Below are 18,826 nucleotides of genomic sequence, written 5' to 3'. Positions count from 1 at the left end.
GTGACCACCACGCCGACCGCGCCACGACGACCGCAGCGGGCCACCGACCGCGAGCCGCAACGCCACTTCCGTCAGGGGGACCGCCGGCGCAACTGGGCCGGCGGCCTGGCCGGATGGATCTGGCTCGTCGTCGTCGCCGTACCCCTCTACTGGGCCCTCATCACCAGCCTCAAGGCCCAGAGCCGCTACTACGCGAGCAACCCGCTGGTGCCTTCGGGCGACCCGACGCTGGACAACTACCGGCTGGTCATCGAGTCCGACTTCCTCCGCTACTTCGTGAACAGCGTCGTGGTCACCGCCGGCGCCGTGGTCCCGGCGGTCGTGTTCTCCTTCATGGCGGCCTACGCGATCGTTCGCGGTTGGCGCATGCGGGTGCTTCGCGCGGTGAACGGGCTGTTCCTCATGGGCCTGGCCATCCCGCTGCAGGCGACGGTGATCCCGATCTACCTGATCATCATCAGACTGCGTCTGTACGACAGTCTGCTGGCGCTGATCCTCCCGTCGATCGCCTTCGCCATCCCGCTGTCCGTGCTGGTGCTCGCCAACTTCGTCCGCGACGTGCCCAAAGAGCTGTTCGACTCGATGCGGGTCGACGGCGCAACCGAATGGACGACGCTGTGGCGGCTGGCGGCACCGCTCACCCGGCCGGCCATCCTCACCGTGACCATCTTCAACGCACTGACCATCTGGAACGGATTCCTGCTGCCGCTGGTCCTCACCCAGAGCCCTGCCCGCCGGACCCTGCCGCTCGCGCTGTGGACCTTCCAGGGCCAGTACGGGGTCAATGTCCCTGCCGTTCTCGCCGCCGTCGTCCTCACCACACTGCCCGTCCTCGTTCTGTACGCGTTCGGCCGCCGCCAGCTGCTGAGCGGTCTGACCGCCGGGTTCAGCCGCTGACCGACGCAGCCGCTGACGCTGTGGCCGGTGGCCGGCCTGCGGTCCGAGACGTTCTGTGCGCTCCAGGATCGCATTCCGGCCGGACGCGGTGAGCCGCGGCAAGCCGGCTCGGCCCGCGGCAGCCCTGGAAGCATCGGCAGCCTCGTCCCCCGATCGGCGGGCCAAGCGGATCCGGGCCGATGCCGGAGCCCGGACGCGATCCGCCCCGCCTTGTGTCCCGCTCGTCTACCTGTTCGCCCGTCGCGCCCCGGTCAGGGGCCGGACGGGCGTGGGAGGAAAGTGAACGCCAACGTGGCCGAAGAGAACACCGCCGGAATCTCCCTCTGGAACGACCCCGCCCTTTCCGTCACCGCGAGAATCGACGCCCTGATCGGCGCGATGACCCTTCAGGAGAAGACCGCCCAGCTGTACGGCGTGTGGGTGGGCGCCTCCGACCAGGGCGGTGAGGTGGCCCCCCATCAGCACGAGATGGAGGAGGCCGTCGATCTCGACGCACTCCTGCCCACCGGACTGGGCCAGCTGACCCGGCCCTTCGGCACGGTCCCGGTCGACCCCGCCCTGGGCGCGCTCTCCCTGGCCCGCACCCAGGCCCGGATCGCCGCCACCAACCGGTTCGGCATCCCCGCCCTCGCGCATGACGAGTGTCTGGCCGGCTTCGCCGCCTGGGGGGCGACGGCCTATCCCGTTCCGCTGTCCTGGGGCGCCACCTTCGATCCGGACACGGTGCGGCGCATGGCCGCCGCCATCGGCCGCGACATGCGTGCCGTCGGCGTCCACCAGGGACTCGCGCCCGTCCTGGACGTGGTGCGCGACGCCCGCTGGGGCCGGGTCGAGGAGACCATCGGCGAGGACCCCTACCTCGTCGGCACCATCGGGACGGCATACGTGCGGGGCCTGGAGTCCGCCGGGATCGTCGCCACCCTCAAGCACTTCGCCGGCTACTCGGCCTCGCGCGCCGGCCGTAACCTCGCTCCCTCCTCCGTGGGCCCGCGTGAGCGCGCCGACGTTCTGCTGCCTCCCTTCGAGATGGCGATCCGGGAAGGCGGCACCCGGTCGGTGATGAACGCCTACACCGACACCGACGGCATGCCCTCCGCGGCCGACGAGGACCTGCTCACCGGGCTGCTGCGCGACACGTGGGGCTTCGACGGCACTGTCGTCGCCGACTACTTCGCCATCGGCTTCCTCAAGACCCTGCACGGCATCGCGGCCGACTGGGCCGACGCCGCCGGCGCGGCGCTGCGCGCGGGCATCGACGTCGAACTGCCCAATGTCAAGACGTACGGCGCGCCGCTGGCCGAGGCCGTCGCCGACGGCCGCGTACCGGAGGCGCTGGTCGATCGCGCCCTGCGCCGGGTACTCACCCAGAAGGCGACGCTCGGTCTGCTCGACCCGGACTGGAACCCCGTGCCGGCCGCGCTCGACGGGGCCGACCTGGACGACCCGGCCGCCCTGCGCGGCAAGGTCGACCTGGACACGCCCGAGAACCGTCGACTGGCCCGCGAGATCGCCGAGAAGGCGGTCGTCCTGCTCAGCAACGACGGCACCCTGCCGCTGGCCCGGCCGCGTCGCATCGCCCTGCTCGGTCCCAACGCCGACGACCCCGTCGCCGTACTGGGCTGCTACTCCTTCCCCCAGCACATCGGCGTCCGCCACCCCGGGACCCCACTCGGCATCGAACTGCCCACGCTGCGCGACACTCTCGCCGCCGAGTTCCCCGACGCCGAGATCACGGTCGCCCGCGGCACCGGAATCGACGACGGAGATCTCTCCGGCATCCCCGAGGCCGTCCAGGCGGCACGCGAGGCCGACGTCGCGCTGGTGGTGCTCGGCGACCGTGCCGGGCTCTTCGGGCGGGGCACCAGCGGCGAGGGGTGCGACGCGGACGCGCTGGTGCTGCCCGGCGCGCAGCAGCAGCTGCTCGACACCCTGCTGGACCTGGAGACACCGGTGGTCACCGTGCTGCTCGCGGGGCGACCGTACGCCCTCGGCCGCGCCGTGCGGGAGTCCGCCGCGATCGTGCAGTCCTTCTTCCCCGGTGAGGAGGGCACGCACGCGATCGCCGGGGTGCTCAGCGGCCGAACCAATCCCTCCGGGCGTCTCCCGGTGAGCGTGCCGCGCGCTCCGGGCTCCCAGCCGGCCACGTACCTCGGGGCGCGGCTCGCCCACGCCAGCGAGGTGTCCAGCATCGACCCGACCCCCGCGTTCGCCTTCGGTCATGGCCTGTCCTATACGCGGTTCGACTGGACAGACCTGACCGTGGACGTCCAGGAGGCTCCGACGGACGGCGAGTTCGCCCTCTCCTTCACCGTCCGCAACACCGGCGGGCGGTCCGGAACCGAGGTCGTCCAGCTCTATCTGCACGACCCCGTGGCCTCCGTCGTCCAGCCGGTGCAGCGCCTCGTCGGCTACGCCCGGGTCGGCCTCGGGCCGGGTGAGGCCCGGCGCCTGCGTGTCACGCTCCCGGCCGACCTCGCCTCCTTCACCGGACGCGACGGCCGGCGCGTCGTCGAACCGGGCGAGCTGGAAGTGCGGTTGGCCGCCTCCAGCGCGGATCCGCGCCTGACGGCCAGGGTCACGCTGACCGGAGCCGAGCGCCACGTGGACCACACGCGGCGCCTGCACGCCACGATCGGGCAGGAGCCGGTCGCTCGGGCATGAACCGGAGGTGCGCAGCGCACGCCGCGGCAGCGGCGGCGCTGCGCACACCGGACCGCGAGACCGGGCGCGTGGTCAGCTCACACCGGACCACGAGACCGGGCGCGCGGTCAGCTCACAGCGCGCCGCGCCGGGCGAGGCTGCGCATCAGCGCTCGTACGCCGGACGTCCACGGCGCGGCCTGCTCGCTGGGGACGACGGTGTTGACCAGAGCGCCGAGTCGCGGGCTGGAGATCCGCACGATGTCGCCGTACCGGTGGGTGAAGCCCGCGCCGGGTGCCTGCCGGTCCTCGGTGGGGGCGAACAGCGTTCCGGTGAACAACACGAACCCGTCCGGGTATTGATGGTGCGGACCGTGGGTGGCGGCCACCAGGTCCAGTACGTCGCGGCTGATCTCGCGCATGGAACTGCTGCCGTGCAGCACGTAGCCGTCCGTGCCGTCGATCCGCAGGCCGATGTCGAGCCCGCGTACGGTGTCGAGGCCGAAGTCCTCGTCGAGCAGACGGACGAACGGGCCGATCGCGCAGGAGGCGTTGTTGTCCTTGGCACGGGACAGCAGCAGGGCGCTGCGTCCCTCGATGTCGCGGAGGTTGACGTCGTTGCCGAGCGTCGCGCCGCGCACCCGGCCGCGCGAGTCCACGACGAGGACGACCTCGGGCTCGGGGTTGTTCCACACCGAGGCACCGAGCACTCCGATGTCCGCGCCGGTGCCGACCGCGGACAGTACCGGGGCCTTGGTGAACACTTCCGGGTCCGGCCCGATCCCGACCTCCAGGTACTGCGACCACAGTCCTTCGGAGACGAGCAGTTCCTTGGCCCGGTCCGCTTGCGGCGATCCGGGTCGGATGCCGTCGAGCGCGCCGCCCACCACCTGCCGCACGCGGGCCCGCACCCGTGCCGCCTGCGCCGGATCGCCGCCCGAGCGCTCCTCGATGACGCGTTCCAGCAGGCTCCGGGCGAAGGTGACACCCGCGGCCTTGATCACCTGCAGGTCGACGGGGGACAGCAGATGCGCGACGTCACGGCGGCCGGCCGGTGCTTCCAGGAGTTCGTCCAGGCGCCAGGTCTGTCCGCCCTCGGCCTCGCGGACGACCGTCGCCGCGTCGTCGCGTTCCATCAGGTCGGAGACGGTGGGTGCGACGGCCGTCAGGTCGACGACGTGCTCACCGCGGACCGCGGCCACACACGGTCCGTCCCATTCCGGGTGGTGGACGCGCGCGACGAGGGCGGCCCGGCCGGCGTCCTCGGGCAGGACGGAGCCGGGCGTGAGGACCGGACGGGGGCGCGCTGCTGCCGATTCCACGATCGATGCTCTCCTGGATCCGAGGGGGCGGTCGCCTGGGGCGGACTCAGTGGGAGTCGCGGGGGACCTCGTGACCACGGCTTCCGCGCAGGAACCCGAAGTCGGCGCCCTGGTGGGCCTGTTCCACGTTCTGGGTGTAGAGCCAGGTGTAGCCGCCGGTGTACCGCTCAGCGGGTGCCCGCCACGCGTCCCGGCGCCGGGTGAGCTCGGCGTCGTCCACGTCCAGGCGCAGGGTGCGGTTCGGGACGTCGAGGACGACGGGGTCCCCGTCGCGCACCAGGGCGAGAGGTCCGCCGACGGCGGCCTCGGGCGCCACGTGCAGGACCACCGTCCCGTACCCGGTGCCGCTCATCCGGCCGTCGCAGACCCGCACCATGTCCCTGACACCGGCCTTCAGCAGTTTGGCGGGCAGCGGCACGTTGGAGACCTCGGGCATGCCGGGGTAGCCCTTGGGGCCGGCGTTGCGGATGACGATGACGGTGTCCTCGTCGATGTCGAGGTCCGGGTCGTCGGCCACCTCGTGATAGGCCTCGGGGGAGTCGAAGACGCGCGCGGGGCCGCGGTGGGTGAGCAGGTGCGGTGAGGCGGCGGACTGCTTGATCACGGCCCCGTCGGGGCACAGGTTGCCGCTCAGGACGGCGATACCGGTGCCGGCCGGCTGGAAGGGGGCGTCGAGGGCGGTGATGACGTCGGAGTCGACGCGTTCGGTGTTCTCGGTGGTCCCGGTGTTCTCGGCGACGGTGCGTCCGGTGACCGTGATCTGCTCGCCGTGCAGCAGCTCGCCGCGGAGCAGCTCGGCCATGACGGCGGGCAGGCCGCCCGCGTAGCAGAAGTCCTCCATGAGGTACTTGCCGCTGGGCATCAGGTTGACCAGGGTCGGCACCGCGCGGACCAGGTCGTCGAAGTCCCGCAGGCTCAACTCGACGCCGACGCGTCCGGCGATGGCGGTGAGGTGGATGACGGCGTTCGTGGAGCCGCCGATGGCCGCGTTGACCCGGATGGCGTTCTCGAACGCCTCCCGGGTCAGGATCCGCGAGGGGCGCAGCTCCTCCTCCACCATCCTCACGATGCGCTGCCCGGCCGCCTGCGCGGTCTCCATCCGCCGGGAGTCGACCGCGGGCCAGGCTGCCGAGCCCGGCAACTGCATGCCGAGCGCCTCGGCCATGCAGGCCATCGTCGAGGCGGTCCCCATCGTCATGCAGTGGCCGTTGGAGCGGGCCATGCACCCCTCCGCGAAGAAGCACTCCTCCTCGGTCATCCGGCCGGTCTTCAGGTCCTCCTCGAACTTCCAGACGTGGGTGCCGGATCCCACGTCCTGGCCCCGGTACTTGCCGTTGAGCATCGGCCCGCCGGTGACCATGACGGCGGGCAGGTCGACGCTGGCGGCGCCCATGAGCATGGCGGGGGTCGTCTTGTCGCAGCCGGACAGCAGCACGACACCGTCGAGCGGATTGGCCCGGATCAGCTCCTCGACCTCCATGGCCATGAGGTTGCGGTACAGCATGGCGGTGGGGCGCATCAGGGTCTCGCCGGTGGCCATGGTGGGGAACACCAGCGGCAGGCCGCCCGCCTGCCACACACCGCGCCTGACGGCTTCGGCGACGCGTGTCAGATGGGTGTTGCACGGGGCGAGTTCGGAGGCGCTGGTCGCGATGCCGATGACGGGACGCCCGTCGAACACCTCGTGCCCGAGTCCCTGGTTGCGCATCCAGGAGCGGTACAGCATCCCGCTGCGGCCCTGTGCGCCGAACCATGCCTGGCTGCGGCGGCTCGTCTTCTGACCGTCGGTCATGTGGGCACTCCCGTGGCTCCGGCGTCGTCCGCTTCGCGATGGGGCGTTTCCGGGTGCGGACCCGTGGGCCGTACCCTGTGACGCAATCATTAAATGATTCGATGAATGGCGTCCAGGGGGTGGGCAGAGATCGTGGTGCACTTCCTGACCATGCACCAGCGCGTGGTCGACGAACTCGGGCGGCGCATCGTGAACGGCGAGTGGGCGCCGGGGGATGCGTTGCCGGTCGAGGACGCGCTCGCGGCCGGGACCGGCGTCAGCCGAGGGGTGGTGCGGGAAGCGGTCAAGGCGCTGGTGGCCAAGGGGATGCTGCACGTACGCCCGCGCACCGGGACGCGCGTGCTGCCCCCGGAGCACTGGAACCACCTGGACCGTGACGTGCTGCGCTGGAAGCAGGCCGGGGACGCCACGGCTCTGCTGCGTGACACGGGTGAACTGCGCCGGATCGTCGAGCCCGAGGCGGCCCGGCTCGCCGCCGGCCGGGCCGGCCCCGACGACGTACGGGTCCTGTACGACTGCCTGGCGGCCATGGAGGCCGCGGCGGCGGAACCCGGCCGCGGCGGCTACGTCGAGGCCGACATCGCCTTCCACCGGGCCCTGCTCGACGCCAGCGGCAACCGTCTCCTCGGCTCGCTGGGCCGCGCCGTCGACATCGCGCTGGAACACAGCTTCCTCATCAGCACCCGGACCCCCGGCGCGGCGGAGGCCTCGCTGCCGGGTCACCGCGCCGTCGTGCGGGCCGTCGAGGCCCGCGATCCCGCGGCCGCGGCGGCCGCGGTCCTGGCCATCATCGAAGCCGCGGAACAGGAGATCGCCCGCTCCCCCGGAATGCCGAGCCGGTCGTGAACGGCAGCACGAGCCGGGAGGGGTGCGCGGCGTCGCGGTAGATCTTGTGGGTGACGGGGCGGCCGACCGGCAGGTGGAAGGCGTCCGGCGGGAGCAGGGAGTTGTGCTCGTCGGCCGGCGGCTCGGCGTTGGACAGCTCCGCCACCAGCTTGTGGCCCGGCAGGAACGTCGCCGCGAACGGGTAGACCCGGAGCACGTACTCCTCGGTCTTCCCCGGCTCGACCGGCACCGCTCGGGTGTGCGGGTGGTACGGGTCGCCCTCGGTGGTGCGCTCCTCGTCCAGCTCGCGGTGCGAGGCCTTGAGGTAGGCGGTCGTGACGAGCCGGCGCCTGCCGTCCGGGGCCTCGTCCCACATGCGCAGGACGAAGTTCGTGTCGGGCTGGTCGATCTCCACGAAGAGGTGTGCCGCGCCCTGCCCGATCATCTCGGTGGGCTCGGTGAACGGCCCGGTGGACCAGCTGAGGATCTCCACCTTGTCGGTCACCGTCAGCGGCGCCTGGTAGAAGCCGTCGGGGGCGGCGTACTCGGCGCCCATCGGCTCGGGCTCGCAGGAGAGCTTGCGGCGCGGACGGAAGTACAGCGACCTGTACTCGACGTCCTTCGGCGGCCACTGCGCGGCGGTGACGGTCTCGCGGGAGCCCTCCACGTGGACGGTGACGGCGGGCTCGTCCATGATCCCGTTGTCGACGCCCTTGAGCCAGTACTCGTACCAGCGGAACATCTTGTCGTGCTCTTCGACGAAGGGGCGCGACTGCATGGGCGGGTAGGGGCCGATGTCGAGCTTCTTCGGGCCCTTCAGCGCGTGGAAGACCTCGATGGTGCCGTCCATCGTCCAGCCGCGGCCCTGGTCGATCTGGAGCCAGACGGGAATGTCGATCCTGGGCGCGAGGGTGACCGGGTTGCGCTCCTCGTACCACTCGCCGTCGACCTCGTTCATCACGATGTCGAACCAGGCCTCGTGGTTCTTCGGGTAGTTCAGCACATGGACCAGGTTGGGCCAGGCGGCCACGTCCGGGTCCTGGAGCCGCTTGGCGACCCTCTCCTTGATCTCCTCGGGGGAGAACGTCTCCAGCATGCGGGACTTGACGCCGTCGGTGAAGGCCCAGCCGGAGTCGCCGCCGCGGCCCTCGCGTGCGGCGCGCGGCATGAACCACATGACGCCGCCGTGGTACGTCGTCTCGTAGAAGTCGTAGTGGCCGCCGCTGACGAAGATCGCCTTGAGGCTCGGCGGGCGCTCGGCCGCGGCCAGCACCTGCATCGAGCCGAAGTAGGAGATGCCGATCATGCCGACGTTGCCGTCGCACCACGGCTGCGCGGCGACCCACTCGATGAAATCGTAGGCGTCCTGGCCGAGGGAGACGCCGCCGGCGTTGTAGTTGCCGATGTGCTCGCCCTCGGAGGCGCCGGATCCGCGCAGGTCGCCGATGACGTGGACGTAGCCCTCCCGCACGACGCGCGCGATGTCGCCCGCCTCGATGCAGCCGTCCCACATCGGGCTGGGCCGGCGCTGCGGAGGCGTGGTGAGGGCCAGGGCCTGGAGCTCCTTGCCGTACGGGCTCAGGGCCACCAGCGCGGGACGCGGGGTGTCGGCCACACCGCTGTAGGTGTCGGCCGCGAGGGTGACGCCGTCGCGCATCGGGACCCGGAGGTCCTTGCGGACGGCGATCGTCTCCAGGCCCGCCCGGATGGTTTGCAGGTCAGTCATGGGTGCGAAGCTCCTGTGTCACACGTTCTGGTTGCGCGTGCGGTAGCCGTGCATCGAGGTGAAGAACGGCGACGGCTCGAGGGTGGGGTCGCCGGTGTAGCCGAGGTCCTCGGCGACGGGGGCGAACGGGGAGTAGGGCGAGTCCGTCTCCTTCAGGCCGGCCTCCAGGCAGCCGCAGGCGGCGGCGGTGACCCGGCCCTCGACGGCGAGGCTCTGGTCGATGGCCTCCCGGGCCTGCGCCGCGTCCAGCTCGACGCCGTACGGCGTGCCGTCGGCGCGGCGGTAGGGGTGCCCGAGGTAGAGGTGCTCGGGCCGGACCTCGTCGCGCAGGTACTCCAGGCTGGTGCGGTAGGCGGCCGGGTCGGTGTAGCCGGGGAACCCGTTGGCGGCGCCGTGGACCTGGACGGCGTCGCCGACGAACACCGACCGCTGTCCGTCGACGACGTAGGCGACCGATCCCGGGGTGTGGCCCGGGACCGCGTGCACCGACACGGTGACGTCCCCGCCGAGGAAGAGTGTCTCCCCGCCTCTGACCAGCAGGGTGGGCTCCATCTCGCCGGAGATGACGGCGTTCGCGGCCGCCGTCACCTTCGCCTCGCCCGCCGGGTCGCCCAGGTAGCGGCCCCGGCCGGCGAGGTACTCCGCCGCGTGCTCGCGCCGCGAGCGGAGCAGGGGGGCGTCGGCCTCGTGGATCACGACCTGGGCCCGCCGGCCGGTCAGCTCCCACAGGGCGTACGCCCCGCCGACGTGGTCGATGTGGCCGTGGGTCAGCAGGATCCAGCGCACGTCCTGGATACGGCGCCCGATCGCCTTGAGCGCGGGAGCCATCCCCTCGGCGGGCGAGGAGGCGATCCCGGTGTCGACGACGGCCGGCTCGGGTGCGTCGATGAAGAAGCTGTACAGACCGAACCGGCCCCACGGTGAGACCAGGGGGTGGACGTTGACTGCGTCAGTCATGGCTCTCTCTTCGAGGTCGTGCGCGGGGCGGGGTGGTGCGCGGCGGGTCAGCGCCGCAGGAAGTCCCGCGTCTCGGCGAAGACCGCGTGGTACTCCGGGATCCAGGAGAAGTGCTGGACGAATCCGTGGCCCGCTCCGTCGTAGCGGCTGACCGTGGCCTCGGCCCCGGCCTCCCGCAGCCGCCGGCCGTAGAGTTCGCCCTCGTCGCGCAGGGGGTCGAACTCGGCGGTCACGACGAGGGCGGGCGGCAGCCCGCTGAGGTCCTCGCGCTTGATGGGCGAGACGCGCGGGTCGGCGGGGTCGGCGCCGCTGTCGAGGTAGAAGGCGTTGAAGGGCTTGAGCCCCGCCGTCTCCAGCCCGTAGCCCCTGGCGTTCTCCCGCAGGGAGGCGTAGCGGTCGACGTCGAAGTCCAGGTCGAGCGAGGGGTAGTAGAGGATCTGGTGGGTGATCTTCTCGAAGCCCTCGTCGTGGGCGCGGGCCGCGACGGCGGCGGCGAAGTTGCCGCCGGAGCTGTCGCCGGCGACGGCAAGGGTGATGCCGTCCCAGGCGAGGCTCTCGCCCTCCTCGGCGACCCAGCGCACGACGGCGTGGCAGTCGTCGAGGCCGGCGGGGAAGGCTGCCTCGGGCGCGAGGCGGTAGCCGACGGAGACCACCTTCAGCCCGGTCTCCCTGGCCAGTGAGCGGGCGACGTGGTCGTGCGTCTCCAGGCTGCCGAGGAAGAAGGCGCCGCCGTGGAAGTAGACGATCAAGCCGTACCGGTCCGCCTCGGCAGAGGTGTAGATCCGCACCGGGACCTCGCCGGACGCGATGCGCGCCGCCACGTCCTCCACGGAGTGCAGCGGCAGGCGCTCGGCGAGGGGCGCGACGTGCGCCTCGTCGCCGGCGCGCAGGGCGGCCGGGTCGAGCGGGCCCTGGGGCGGAGCGGGCAGGGCGGCGAGGAACTTCGCGATCTCGGGGTGCAGGGGCATCGGCGTCACTCCGCCGACGCGGCGGCCGCGGGCTTCTGGCCGGGGAAGACGTCGTTGATCTCGTCCTCGGACCAGCCCTGGCGGGAGATCGCCTGGAGCTTGTCGGTGACCGGCTTGCGGGTGGCCTGGTAGCGGGCGAGCGCCTCCTTGACGGAGTCCGCCTCGCGCAGGGCGTCGGCGAGCGCGCCGGCGTCCTCGATGGCGGAGTTCGCGCCCTGGCCCTGGTGGTGCAGCATCGAGTGGGCCGCGTCGCCGACGAGGACGACGGAGTCGGAGTGCCAGGTGTCGACGGAGTCGATGTCGTATACGGCGCGGACGTTCACGGTGGACATGTCCAGGTTCCGGGTGATCTCGACGAGCCGCTCGTCGAAGCCGGTCACGGTCGCCAGCATGTCGTCCTTGGTGACCTGGGGCGACCAGGTGCTGTCCGGGCACAGGGCGGTGATGTCGAAGGACACCTGGCCGCGGTGGCGCAGCGGCAGCAGGTAGATCTTGGTGCCGCGGCCGATGTACATGCGGAGGTTGTCGTCGACGACCATGCCCTGGGCGTCGTCGACGGAGATGACGGCGCGGTAGGCGTGCTCGCCGGAGAAGACCGGACCGGCCTGGCTGAACAGCTGGTGGCGTACGACGGACCTGATGCCGTCGGCGCCGACGACGAGGTCGGCCTCGACGGTCTTGCCGCCCACGAACGTGAGGACCGAGCGGTCGCCGTTGTCCTGGACGCTCTCCAGTTTGTGGCCGAGGTGGACCATGCCCTCGGGCAGCACGCCGAGGAGGGCGTCGATGAAGTCGCCGCGGTGGACCAGGTGGGTGTGGGTCTGCTCGCCGTCGGCCGGCCAGGTCTCCTTCATGATCGGAGCGCCGTCGGCGGTGAGGATCTCGAAGAACTCGCTGGGTGAGGTGACCTTCGCGATGGCGTCGAAGATGCCCCACTCGCGGAAGCGGTTCATGGTCGAGGGACGCAGACCGATGCCGGCGCCGACCTCGCGGATCTGGGAGGCCTGCTCGTACACGTCGACGTCGGCGCCCAGGAGGCTGAGTGCCTTCGCCGCCGCCGCGCCGCCGTAGCCCGCGCCGACGACGGCGATCTTCAGGTTCTTCAGGTCCGAGGACTGCATGGTCGTTCTCTCTTACTTGTGGAGGGTCAGGAAGCCGGCCGGGTTGTCGACGAAGACCGTCTTGATCGCGGCCTCGTCGAGGCCGGCGGCGCGGAGGTCCGGGACGAGGTCCTCGAAGATGTAGTTGACGGTGTGTCCCTTGACGCCGGGCCAGCCCAGCGGGCTGCAGTTGGCGTCGGCGGAGGCGAGGACCTGTCCGAGGCGGCCCTCGCCGACGAACCGCAGGAAGTGGTCCAGGCGCTCCTTGCGCGGACGGGCCCAGAACGGCGGGTCGGGCAGCTCGGTCTCGTACCCGAAGGTGTCGAAGCCGATGCGGCCGCCCTGCTCGGCGATCCAGACGTCGCGCGTCTTGCCGGCGTTCACCCCGTCGTCGACGTGCCCGAACAGCACGCGGTCCAGCGGCAGTCCCTCCTCGTTGAAGATCGCGACGGCGTTCTCGGCGTCGATGGCGAGGTGGGTCAGGACCGGCACGCCCGTGGTGAGGGCGGCGCGCGCGGCGGCACGGTAGATGCGCTTGTCCAGGTCGGTCATACGGCCGCCCCGGCTCACGCCGACCTTGATGACGCCGGCGAGGCTGCCGGTGCCGCCGATGCCCACGGTGATCTCGTGGACGAACTGCCGCGTCAGGTAGTCGACCCCGGCGCGGGCGAAGTGCGGCAGCGCCGTGTCGCCACCGACGAAACCGGTGCAGGCGACGATGTGGACGCCGGTCTTCGCGGACAGCGACCTGTAGTAGTCGACGTCGCGGCCGTTGCATATGCCGGTCACGTCGACGAAGGTGCCGCCGCCCAGCTCGTGGAAGCGGCGCAGCTTCGGGACGGTCTCCTCGTAGCGCTGCTCGGGGGTCTTCCACCACTGCGTGTCCAGCTCGGAGCCTGGCATGCCGTAGCCGATGTGCTCGTGGATCGCCACGAAGCCCAGCTCCTCGGCGGGGATCGGCCCCAGCACGGTGTTCACTCGCGACACAACACTCACCTTCGAGAAAAGATCTTGACGGTCGTTCGGGCCGGCGCGTTCAGCGCACCGCGAGCAGGTGGCGCGGGTTGGCCTCGATGATGCGCCGCACGTCGTCCTCGCCGACGCCGTGCGCCTTCAGCAGGGGTACGAAGGCGGTCAGGAGGTGGCTGTACGGCAGGTCGTTCGCGGGATGCCCCTTGGCCACCCCGGTCGCGCCGACGGAGAGCAGGATCCGGTCGGCGTGTCCGGCCCGCACGAGGCCGGCGACGAGGACGGCGCGCTCGGTGTCGGCGAGGTGCTCCGCGTCGTCGGTGCCCACGTGGTCGAGCACGGCGTAGGCGCCACGGGCGGCGATCCTCTCCGGTGCTCCGGCGGCGACGGCGTCCTTGCGGTCCAGTCCGCCGACGGCGACCCGGTCGGCCGGCAGGTTCTCGTCGAGCACGACGTCGAGTTCCCGTACGGCGTCGGCGCCGAACCGGAAGGAGACGGCCGTACCGGTGGCGAGGGCGGTACGGGCCGCGCCCCGCAGGAGGCTCTCGTCGGTCGCGGTCATGCCCGCGCGGGACACCGCGGCGGTGACCAGTCCGGCGGGGCCGCGGCGCTCCACCCGCGGGACCACCATGCCCTCGGTGATCTCCTTGGTGAAGAGGCCGGCGAACTTCTCGGCCGGCCAGGGCGTCGGCGGGTTGGTCTGCGGGGTCAGGAAGTAGCCCCCGAGCAGTTCCTCGGGTCCCTGCCCGGTCGAGGCGACGATGTGCACCCCGGTGGAGCGGGACAGGGCCTCGTACAGCCTGACGTCCCGGCCGTGGAACATGCCGGTGCTGTCGACGACCGTGCCACCGCCGTGGGCTCGGAACTCCCGCAGCTTGCCGGCGAGCGTCTCGAAGATCTCGGCGCGGTCGAGGGTGATGTCGAAGGCGTGCTCGGCGCCCGGGAGCACCGACAGCAGCGCTTCGTGGACCGAGACGACACCCAACTCCCCGGCTGGTACCGGGCCCAGGACGGTGTTGACGGTGTTGCTGTTCACGCTCATGACTGCCTCACGTCTGCGGTGCGGGTGCGGCGGCGCACCCTCGGGCTTCCCTCACGGTAGTCATTCGGTTTACATCGCGTCAATGAAACGAACACCACGAAAAAATATTGAGCTGCTAGTAGCGCTGGGGCGGGATTCCCGGACCGCCGCAGCCACAGACGCGGCCCTTATGCATCTCGCGCATGAAAGCTCATGCGAATCATTCATTTGATGGATGCGACATGGGCCACTTTCATCAAGGCATGAGCACACCGCACACCTCCGACGTCGACCTCTTCGCCGACGACGTCGTCCTCGACCCCCACCCCGTCCACGCAGAGCTGCGGGACCTGGGTCCCGTGGTCCACCTGCCGAAGAACGACGTCTACGCACTGACGCGGTACGACGTCATCCGGGACGCCCTCGCCGACTGGGAGTCGTTCTCCTCGACGTCCATCGCGTTCAACCCGGCGGCCAACCAGGCCCTGACCGGCACCTCACTGGCGTCCGACCCGCCGGTGCACACCCAGCTGCGCGCCGCCCTCACCGAGAACCTCTCGCCCCGCGCCCTGCGCGGCCTGAAGGGCCGGATCGAGGCGAAGGCCGACACCCTGGTCGCCGAACTCGTCGAACGGGGCTCCTTCGAGGCCGTCGACGCCCTCGCCCGCGCCTTCCCCCTGGAGGTCGTCGCGGACCTCATCGGCTTCACCGGCCATGCGCGCGACAACATGCTGCGCTGGGGCCAGGCAGCCATGCAGGTGCTGGGGCCGATGAACCAGCGCACGGCCGAGAACTTCCCCGTCGCCGGCGAACTGTACGCCTGGTGCTCCGAGGTCACGGCCGACGACCTGGCGGAGGGGTCCGTGGGCCGCGGCATCTTCGACGCCGAGACGCGCGGCGCCATCCCCGCGGGGACCGCCGGCCACATCATCCACCAGTACCTCGGCGCCGGCGTCGACACGACGGTCGCGGCGATCGGCAACGTCGTCGCCCTGTTCGCCGCGCACCCCGACCAGTTGGACAAGGTGCGCGCCGAACCGTCCCTGACACCAGGAGCGTTCAACGAGGTGCTGCGGTACTGGCCCCCCGTCAACGTCTGGGGCCGCACCACCACGCGGGACGTCGCGATCGAGGGCACCGTCGTCCCGGCGGGCGCGCAGATCGCGGTGCTGCTCGGCGCCGGCAACCGTGACCCGCGGCACTACGAGAACCCCGACTCCTTCCTGGTCGAACGCAACCCGGCCGACCACCTGTCCTTCGGCTACGGCCCGCACGGCTGCGCGGGCCAGGGGCTCGCCCGCCTGGAGGCCCACGCCGTCATCGAGGCGCTCTCCCGGCGCGTCAAGCGCCTCGTCGTCGGGCCCGAGGTCCGCGTTCCCGGCAACATCACCCGGAGCATCGAGGAGCTCCCCGTCCTGGAGGTGATCCCCGCATGAAGATCGTTCTCGACCGCCCCCGCTGCGAGGGCCACGGCCTGTGCGAGGAGGCTGCCCCGCAGCTCATGCACCTCGACGACGACGGCGAGCTGGTGCTCGACCTCGAGGAGATCGACGGAGGCGACGTCGCGCTCGCCAAGGCCGCCGCGCGGGTGTGTCCCGTCGCCGCGCTGAGGGTCCAATGAGCACCGTCGCCCTGAAGCGTGTCGTCGTCGTGGGCAACGGCATCGCCGGGCTCACCGCCGCCGACACGCTCCGCGAGGAGGGGTTCGACGGCGAGCTGACCATCGTCGGCGACGAGATCCACCCGGCGTACAGCCGGCCCGCCCTGTCGAAGGCGCTGCTGCTCGACGGCGACACCCTGTCCTCGCACACGCTGCCCCCGGCCTCGCACGGGGCGAGGGAACTGCTCGGCGTGCGCGCGACAGGGCTCGACCCCGACCGGCGGCTCGTCACGCTCGACGACGGCACCAGCCTGCCGTACGACGGCGTCGTCCTCGCCACCGGCTCCCGGGCCCGCAGGCTGTCCGGACTGCCCGACGAGGTCACCCTGCGCGGGCTCGACGACGCGCTGGCGCTGCGCCGCCGGCTGGCCGGCCGGCCCTCCGTCCTCGTCGTCGGGGGCGGTCCGCTCGGCATGGAGATCGCCTCGGGGTGCCTGGCCGCCGGCTGTCCGGTCACCCTCGTCTCGCAGGGGGAGCCGCTGACCGCCCAGCTCGGTCCGCACCTCGCCGGCGTCTTCACCACCGCCGCCCGCGAGCGGGGGCTCACCGTGGTCCGAACCGGTCCGGCGCGGGTCGCGGGGCGGGCCGGCGACGTCCACGTCGCGCTGGACGACGGCACGGTGCTGCGGGCGGAGGTCCTGCTCACCGCCGTCGGTGACATCCCCAACACCGAATGGCTCGCCGGCACCGGGCTCGTCGTGAACGGCGCCGTCCCGGTCGACACGCGCGGGCTCGCCCGGCCCGGTGTCGCGGCCGTCGGCGACCTCGCGGCCTTCCCCACCCCGCGGGGCCGGCGCCGCGTCCCCCTGTGGAGCAGCGCCATCGACCAGGGGAAGTCGGCCGCCCGGGCGCTCGTCCACGGCGACGACGCCCCGCCGATGTCGTTCCAGCCGTACTTCTGGACCGAGCAGTTCGGCCGGACCCTCAAGGCGGTCGGGCCGCTGCCTGCGGCCGGCGAACCGGTGTACGTGGACGGGGAACCCGGCAGCGGTCCGGCGCTGATGGCCTGGCAGCAGGAGGACGGCAGCACCACGGCTGTCGCGCTGGACTACCGCATCCCCGTCCCCCGGCTGCGCCGCATGACCCGGACGCCCGCATAGGGTGTGCGCCATGAGCGGCGAGGAGGACACCACGGCGTCGGGACTGGACCGGCTGGCGTCGGTCAATCTCAACCTGCTGGTGCCCCTCCTCGCGCTGCTGGAGGAACAGTCGGTGACCCGGGCGGCGGAGCGGGTCGGGCTGTCGCAGCCGGCCATGAGCCACGCCCTGACCCGGATGCGGCGCCTGCTGGGCGATGAGCTCGTCGTCCGGCACGGCAGCGGCGTCACGCTCACCCCACGGGCGCTGGAGCTGATCGCGCCACTGCGCGGCGCGCTGCAACAGGCCGCGCAGATCGTCGACTTCCCCTCCTTCGACCCCGCCACGGACGAGCGGGTCATCACGGTCGCCATGACGAACAGCACGGCGTTCGTCGTCGGCCCCCGGCTGACCCGGCTCGTCGCCGAGCGCGCGCCGCACGCCACGCTGCGGGTGCGGACGATCACCGTGCCGACCGAGGCCACCTTCACCGAAGGCGGCGTCGACGTCGTGCTGATCTCCGAGGCGCACGTCTCGCCGTATCCGCGCGAGCGGCTGTACGACGACCGTTGTGTGGTGGTGGCCGCGCCGGACACCCCGCCGCAGGCGAGCGCGCTCGACCTGCTCACCACCGAACCGCATGTCGTCGTCGACACCGACCGGCGGGTCTTCCCGTACTCGGTGCTGGAGGACGAAGGCATCCCCTACCGCGTCGGGCTGTGGATCTCCGACTTCCTGCTGGTGCCGTTCCACGTGGCCCGCGCCGGCGGAGTCGCCCTGATGAGGTACCGGGTGGCCGCCACCATGCGCACCCTCGCCGACCTGCGGATCGAGGAGTTCCCGTTCCCGCTGCCCGGGCTCGGCATCGACATGGTGTGGAACCCGCGGCTGGCCGACCGCCACTTCGTCGCCTGGCTGCGGGCGCTGCTGTGCGACGCCGCGGCCGAACGGTGAGACGGCCGGTCCCGCCGGTGGCGGTCAGGACAGCAGCCGCACCCAGCTGGCGCTGAGCTCGTCGAGCATCTGCTCGCGGGTGAGCTTCCAGTCGGCATCGCCCCAGTGCTGGGCGACGTAGTCCAGCTCGGCCATCGCCAGCACTCCCCGGAAGCGGCGCTGATGGGGGGCGAAGCGCCCGGCCGCCGTCAGGCCGTCCTCGATGTCGCTGATGGCTTCCTCCAGCCATCGTTCCACCAGGTCGCGCAGCTCCGGATCGACCGCCGCGGCGTCCCGGCCCACGCGGATGATCGGCCGGATCTCCGGCCAGCTGGCGGCGGTGCGTCGCAGCCAGGTGCTGATCGCCGCCGGGGTCCCCGCGGCCACGGTGGCGACCAGGTCCTGGGCCGTGGAACCGTGCTCGGGAGAACGGACGCGCTGCAGCGCCTCGTTGAGCCGCTCGTCGATGAGCGCCTTCATCAGGTCGCTGCGGGAGGGGAAGTAGGCGTAGAAGGTCACCCGGGTGGTGCCCGCGGCGGTCGCGATGTCGTCGACCTTGGTGGCGGCGTATCCCTTCGTGGTGAACAGTTCGAGCCCCGACTCCAGCAGCAGGCGGCGCGTCATCTGCTTCTGCGCCTGTCGAAGGTTCGCCATGACGGAGATCCTAACGCGCCGGCCGTACACACCGGTCTGCGGCCGCACACCCCGCATGGATCACTGCCGGACTGTAAAGCTGCGCGAGGCGGTGATCGCCGCGCCGGGGCCGGAGCCGCACCGCCGCTTCACGGTGGTGGCGGGCACGCTCACCGGCGCTCCGGCGAGCGGCGCGGCCTGCCGCTGAAGTGACGGGGTGAAGTGGCGCACCGGCGCACCTGGCGAGCCGCTTCGCCTCGTACGGCCTCGTGTCATGTGGCCGACGTCGCGGCCGTCCTCGCCGGCG

General features: G+C 71.8%; 17 protein-coding genes. 8 read left to right on the top strand and 9 right to left on the bottom strand.

Annotated features, from left to right (window positions below):
- Together LQ326_RS41315 and LQ326_RS41310 are read left to right on the top strand one after the other, a co-directional pair.
- Positions 1 to 897 carry a carbohydrate ABC transporter permease gene (locus LQ326_RS41315; protein ID WP_234544224.1) on the top strand — a complete coding sequence of 299 codons (897 nt, stop codon included), beginning with the start codon at positions 1 to 3 and terminating at the stop codon, positions 895 to 897.
- Positions 898 to 1,176: 279 nt separating this feature from the next.
- Positions 1,177 to 3,558 carry a beta-xylosidase/alpha-l-arabinosidase gene (locus LQ326_RS41310; RefSeq protein WP_234544223.1) on the top strand — a complete coding sequence of 794 codons (2,382 nt, stop codon included), beginning with the start codon at positions 1,177 to 1,179 and terminating at the stop codon, positions 3,556 to 3,558.
- Positions 3,559 to 3,670: 112 nt separating this feature from the next.
- On the opposite strand, the gene LQ326_RS41305 is transcribed toward LQ326_RS41310, so the two are convergent.
- Both LQ326_RS41305 and LQ326_RS41300 read right to left on the bottom strand, forming a co-directional pair.
- Positions 3,671 to 4,858, bottom strand: coding sequence for a fumarylacetoacetate hydrolase family protein (locus LQ326_RS41305; protein WP_234544222.1), 1,188 nt, complete (start codon positions 4,856 to 4,858; stop codon positions 3,671 to 3,673).
- A gap of 46 nt (positions 4,859 to 4,904) precedes the next feature.
- Positions 4,905 to 6,650, bottom strand: coding sequence for an IlvD/Edd family dehydratase (locus LQ326_RS41300; RefSeq protein WP_234544221.1), 1,746 nt, complete (start codon positions 6,648 to 6,650; stop codon positions 4,905 to 4,907).
- Between the two features lie 105 nt (positions 6,651 to 6,755).
- Here LQ326_RS41300 and LQ326_RS41295 point away from each other — a divergent pair, with 105 nt between their 5' ends.
- A complete protein-coding gene (locus LQ326_RS41295; protein WP_234544220.1) occupies positions 6,756 to 7,496 on the top strand; it encodes a FadR/GntR family transcriptional regulator in 741 nt (246 codons plus the stop codon).
- On the opposite strand, the gene LQ326_RS41290 is transcribed toward LQ326_RS41295, so the two are convergent.
- The 6 genes from LQ326_RS41290 to LQ326_RS41265 are packed head-to-tail and all read right to left on the bottom strand — an operon-like array spanning position 7,438 to position 14,237.
- Positions 7,438 to 9,201, bottom strand: coding sequence for a CocE/NonD family hydrolase (locus LQ326_RS41290; RefSeq protein ID WP_234544219.1), 1,764 nt, complete (start codon positions 9,199 to 9,201; stop codon positions 7,438 to 7,440). The genes LQ326_RS41295 and LQ326_RS41290 overlap by 59 nt on opposite strands.
- An 18-nt stretch (positions 9,202 to 9,219) precedes the next feature.
- Positions 9,220 to 10,158 carry an MBL fold metallo-hydrolase gene (locus LQ326_RS41285; RefSeq protein ID WP_234544218.1) on the bottom strand — a complete coding sequence of 313 codons (939 nt, stop codon included), beginning with the start codon at positions 10,156 to 10,158 and terminating at the stop codon, positions 9,220 to 9,222.
- Positions 10,159 to 10,205: 47 nt separating this feature from the next.
- Complete coding sequence (locus LQ326_RS41280) at positions 10,206 to 11,126, bottom strand: alpha/beta hydrolase (protein ID WP_234544217.1); 921 nt, start codon at positions 11,124 to 11,126, stop codon at positions 10,206 to 10,208.
- A gap of 5 nt (positions 11,127 to 11,131) precedes the next feature.
- Positions 11,132 to 12,247 (bottom strand): FAD-dependent oxidoreductase, encoded by a 1,116-nt coding sequence (locus LQ326_RS41275; protein ID WP_234544216.1) that lies wholly within the window; start codon positions 12,245 to 12,247, stop codon positions 11,132 to 11,134.
- Positions 12,248 to 12,259: 12 nt separating this feature from the next.
- Positions 12,260 to 13,213: a phosphotriesterase family protein gene (locus LQ326_RS41270; protein ID WP_234544215.1), complete on the bottom strand. Its 954-nt coding sequence runs from the start codon at positions 13,211 to 13,213 to the stop codon at positions 12,260 to 12,262.
- Between the two features lie 49 nt (positions 13,214 to 13,262).
- Complete coding sequence (locus LQ326_RS41265; RefSeq protein ID WP_234544214.1) at positions 13,263 to 14,237, bottom strand: phosphotriesterase family protein; 975 nt, start codon at positions 14,235 to 14,237, stop codon at positions 13,263 to 13,265.
- 242 nt (positions 14,238 to 14,479) lie between these two features.
- On the opposite strand from LQ326_RS41265, the gene LQ326_RS41260 reads away from it, so the two are divergent.
- Genes LQ326_RS41260 through LQ326_RS41245 form a run of 4 tightly spaced genes read left to right on the top strand, consistent with a single transcriptional unit; the run spans position 14,480 to position 17,907 of the window.
- Positions 14,480 to 15,652, top strand: coding sequence for a cytochrome P450 (locus LQ326_RS41260; protein WP_234544213.1), 1,173 nt, complete (start codon positions 14,480 to 14,482; stop codon positions 15,650 to 15,652).
- On the top strand, positions 15,649 to 15,837 hold the full coding sequence (locus LQ326_RS41255; RefSeq protein WP_234544212.1) for a ferredoxin: 189 nt from the start codon (positions 15,649 to 15,651) through the stop codon (positions 15,835 to 15,837). The genes LQ326_RS41260 and LQ326_RS41255 overlap by 4 nt, the downstream gene beginning before the upstream one ends.
- Positions 15,834 to 16,976: an NAD(P)/FAD-dependent oxidoreductase gene (locus tag LQ326_RS41250; RefSeq protein ID WP_234544211.1), complete on the top strand. Its 1,143-nt coding sequence runs from the start codon at positions 15,834 to 15,836 to the stop codon at positions 16,974 to 16,976. Before LQ326_RS41255 ends, LQ326_RS41250 begins: the two co-directional genes overlap by 4 nt.
- A 10-nt stretch (positions 16,977 to 16,986) precedes the next feature.
- Complete coding sequence (locus LQ326_RS41245) at positions 16,987 to 17,907, top strand: LysR family transcriptional regulator (protein WP_234544210.1); 921 nt, start codon at positions 16,987 to 16,989, stop codon at positions 17,905 to 17,907.
- Positions 17,908 to 17,931: 24 nt separating this feature from the next.
- Here LQ326_RS41245 and LQ326_RS41240 read toward each other — a convergent pair whose 3' ends face one another.
- Positions 17,932 to 18,540 (bottom strand): TetR/AcrR family transcriptional regulator, encoded by a 609-nt coding sequence (locus LQ326_RS41240; RefSeq protein WP_181809320.1) that lies wholly within the window; start codon positions 18,538 to 18,540, stop codon positions 17,932 to 17,934.
- Here LQ326_RS41240 and LQ326_RS41235 point away from each other — a divergent pair.
- Entirely contained in the window at positions 18,539 to 18,727 is a 189-nt protein-coding gene (locus LQ326_RS41235) for a hypothetical protein (RefSeq protein WP_234544243.1), read from the top strand. The genes LQ326_RS41240 and LQ326_RS41235 overlap by 2 nt on opposite strands.
- Positions 18,728 to 18,826 lie beyond the last annotated feature (99 nt).

This window comes from Streptomyces shenzhenensis, from assembly GCF_021462265.1.
Classification (GTDB): Bacteria; Actinomycetota; Actinomycetes; order Streptomycetales; family Streptomycetaceae; genus Streptomyces; species Streptomyces shenzhenensis.
The sequence above is the reverse complement of the archived record's forward strand: the minus strand, read 5'-3'. Positions and strand labels throughout refer to the sequence as shown.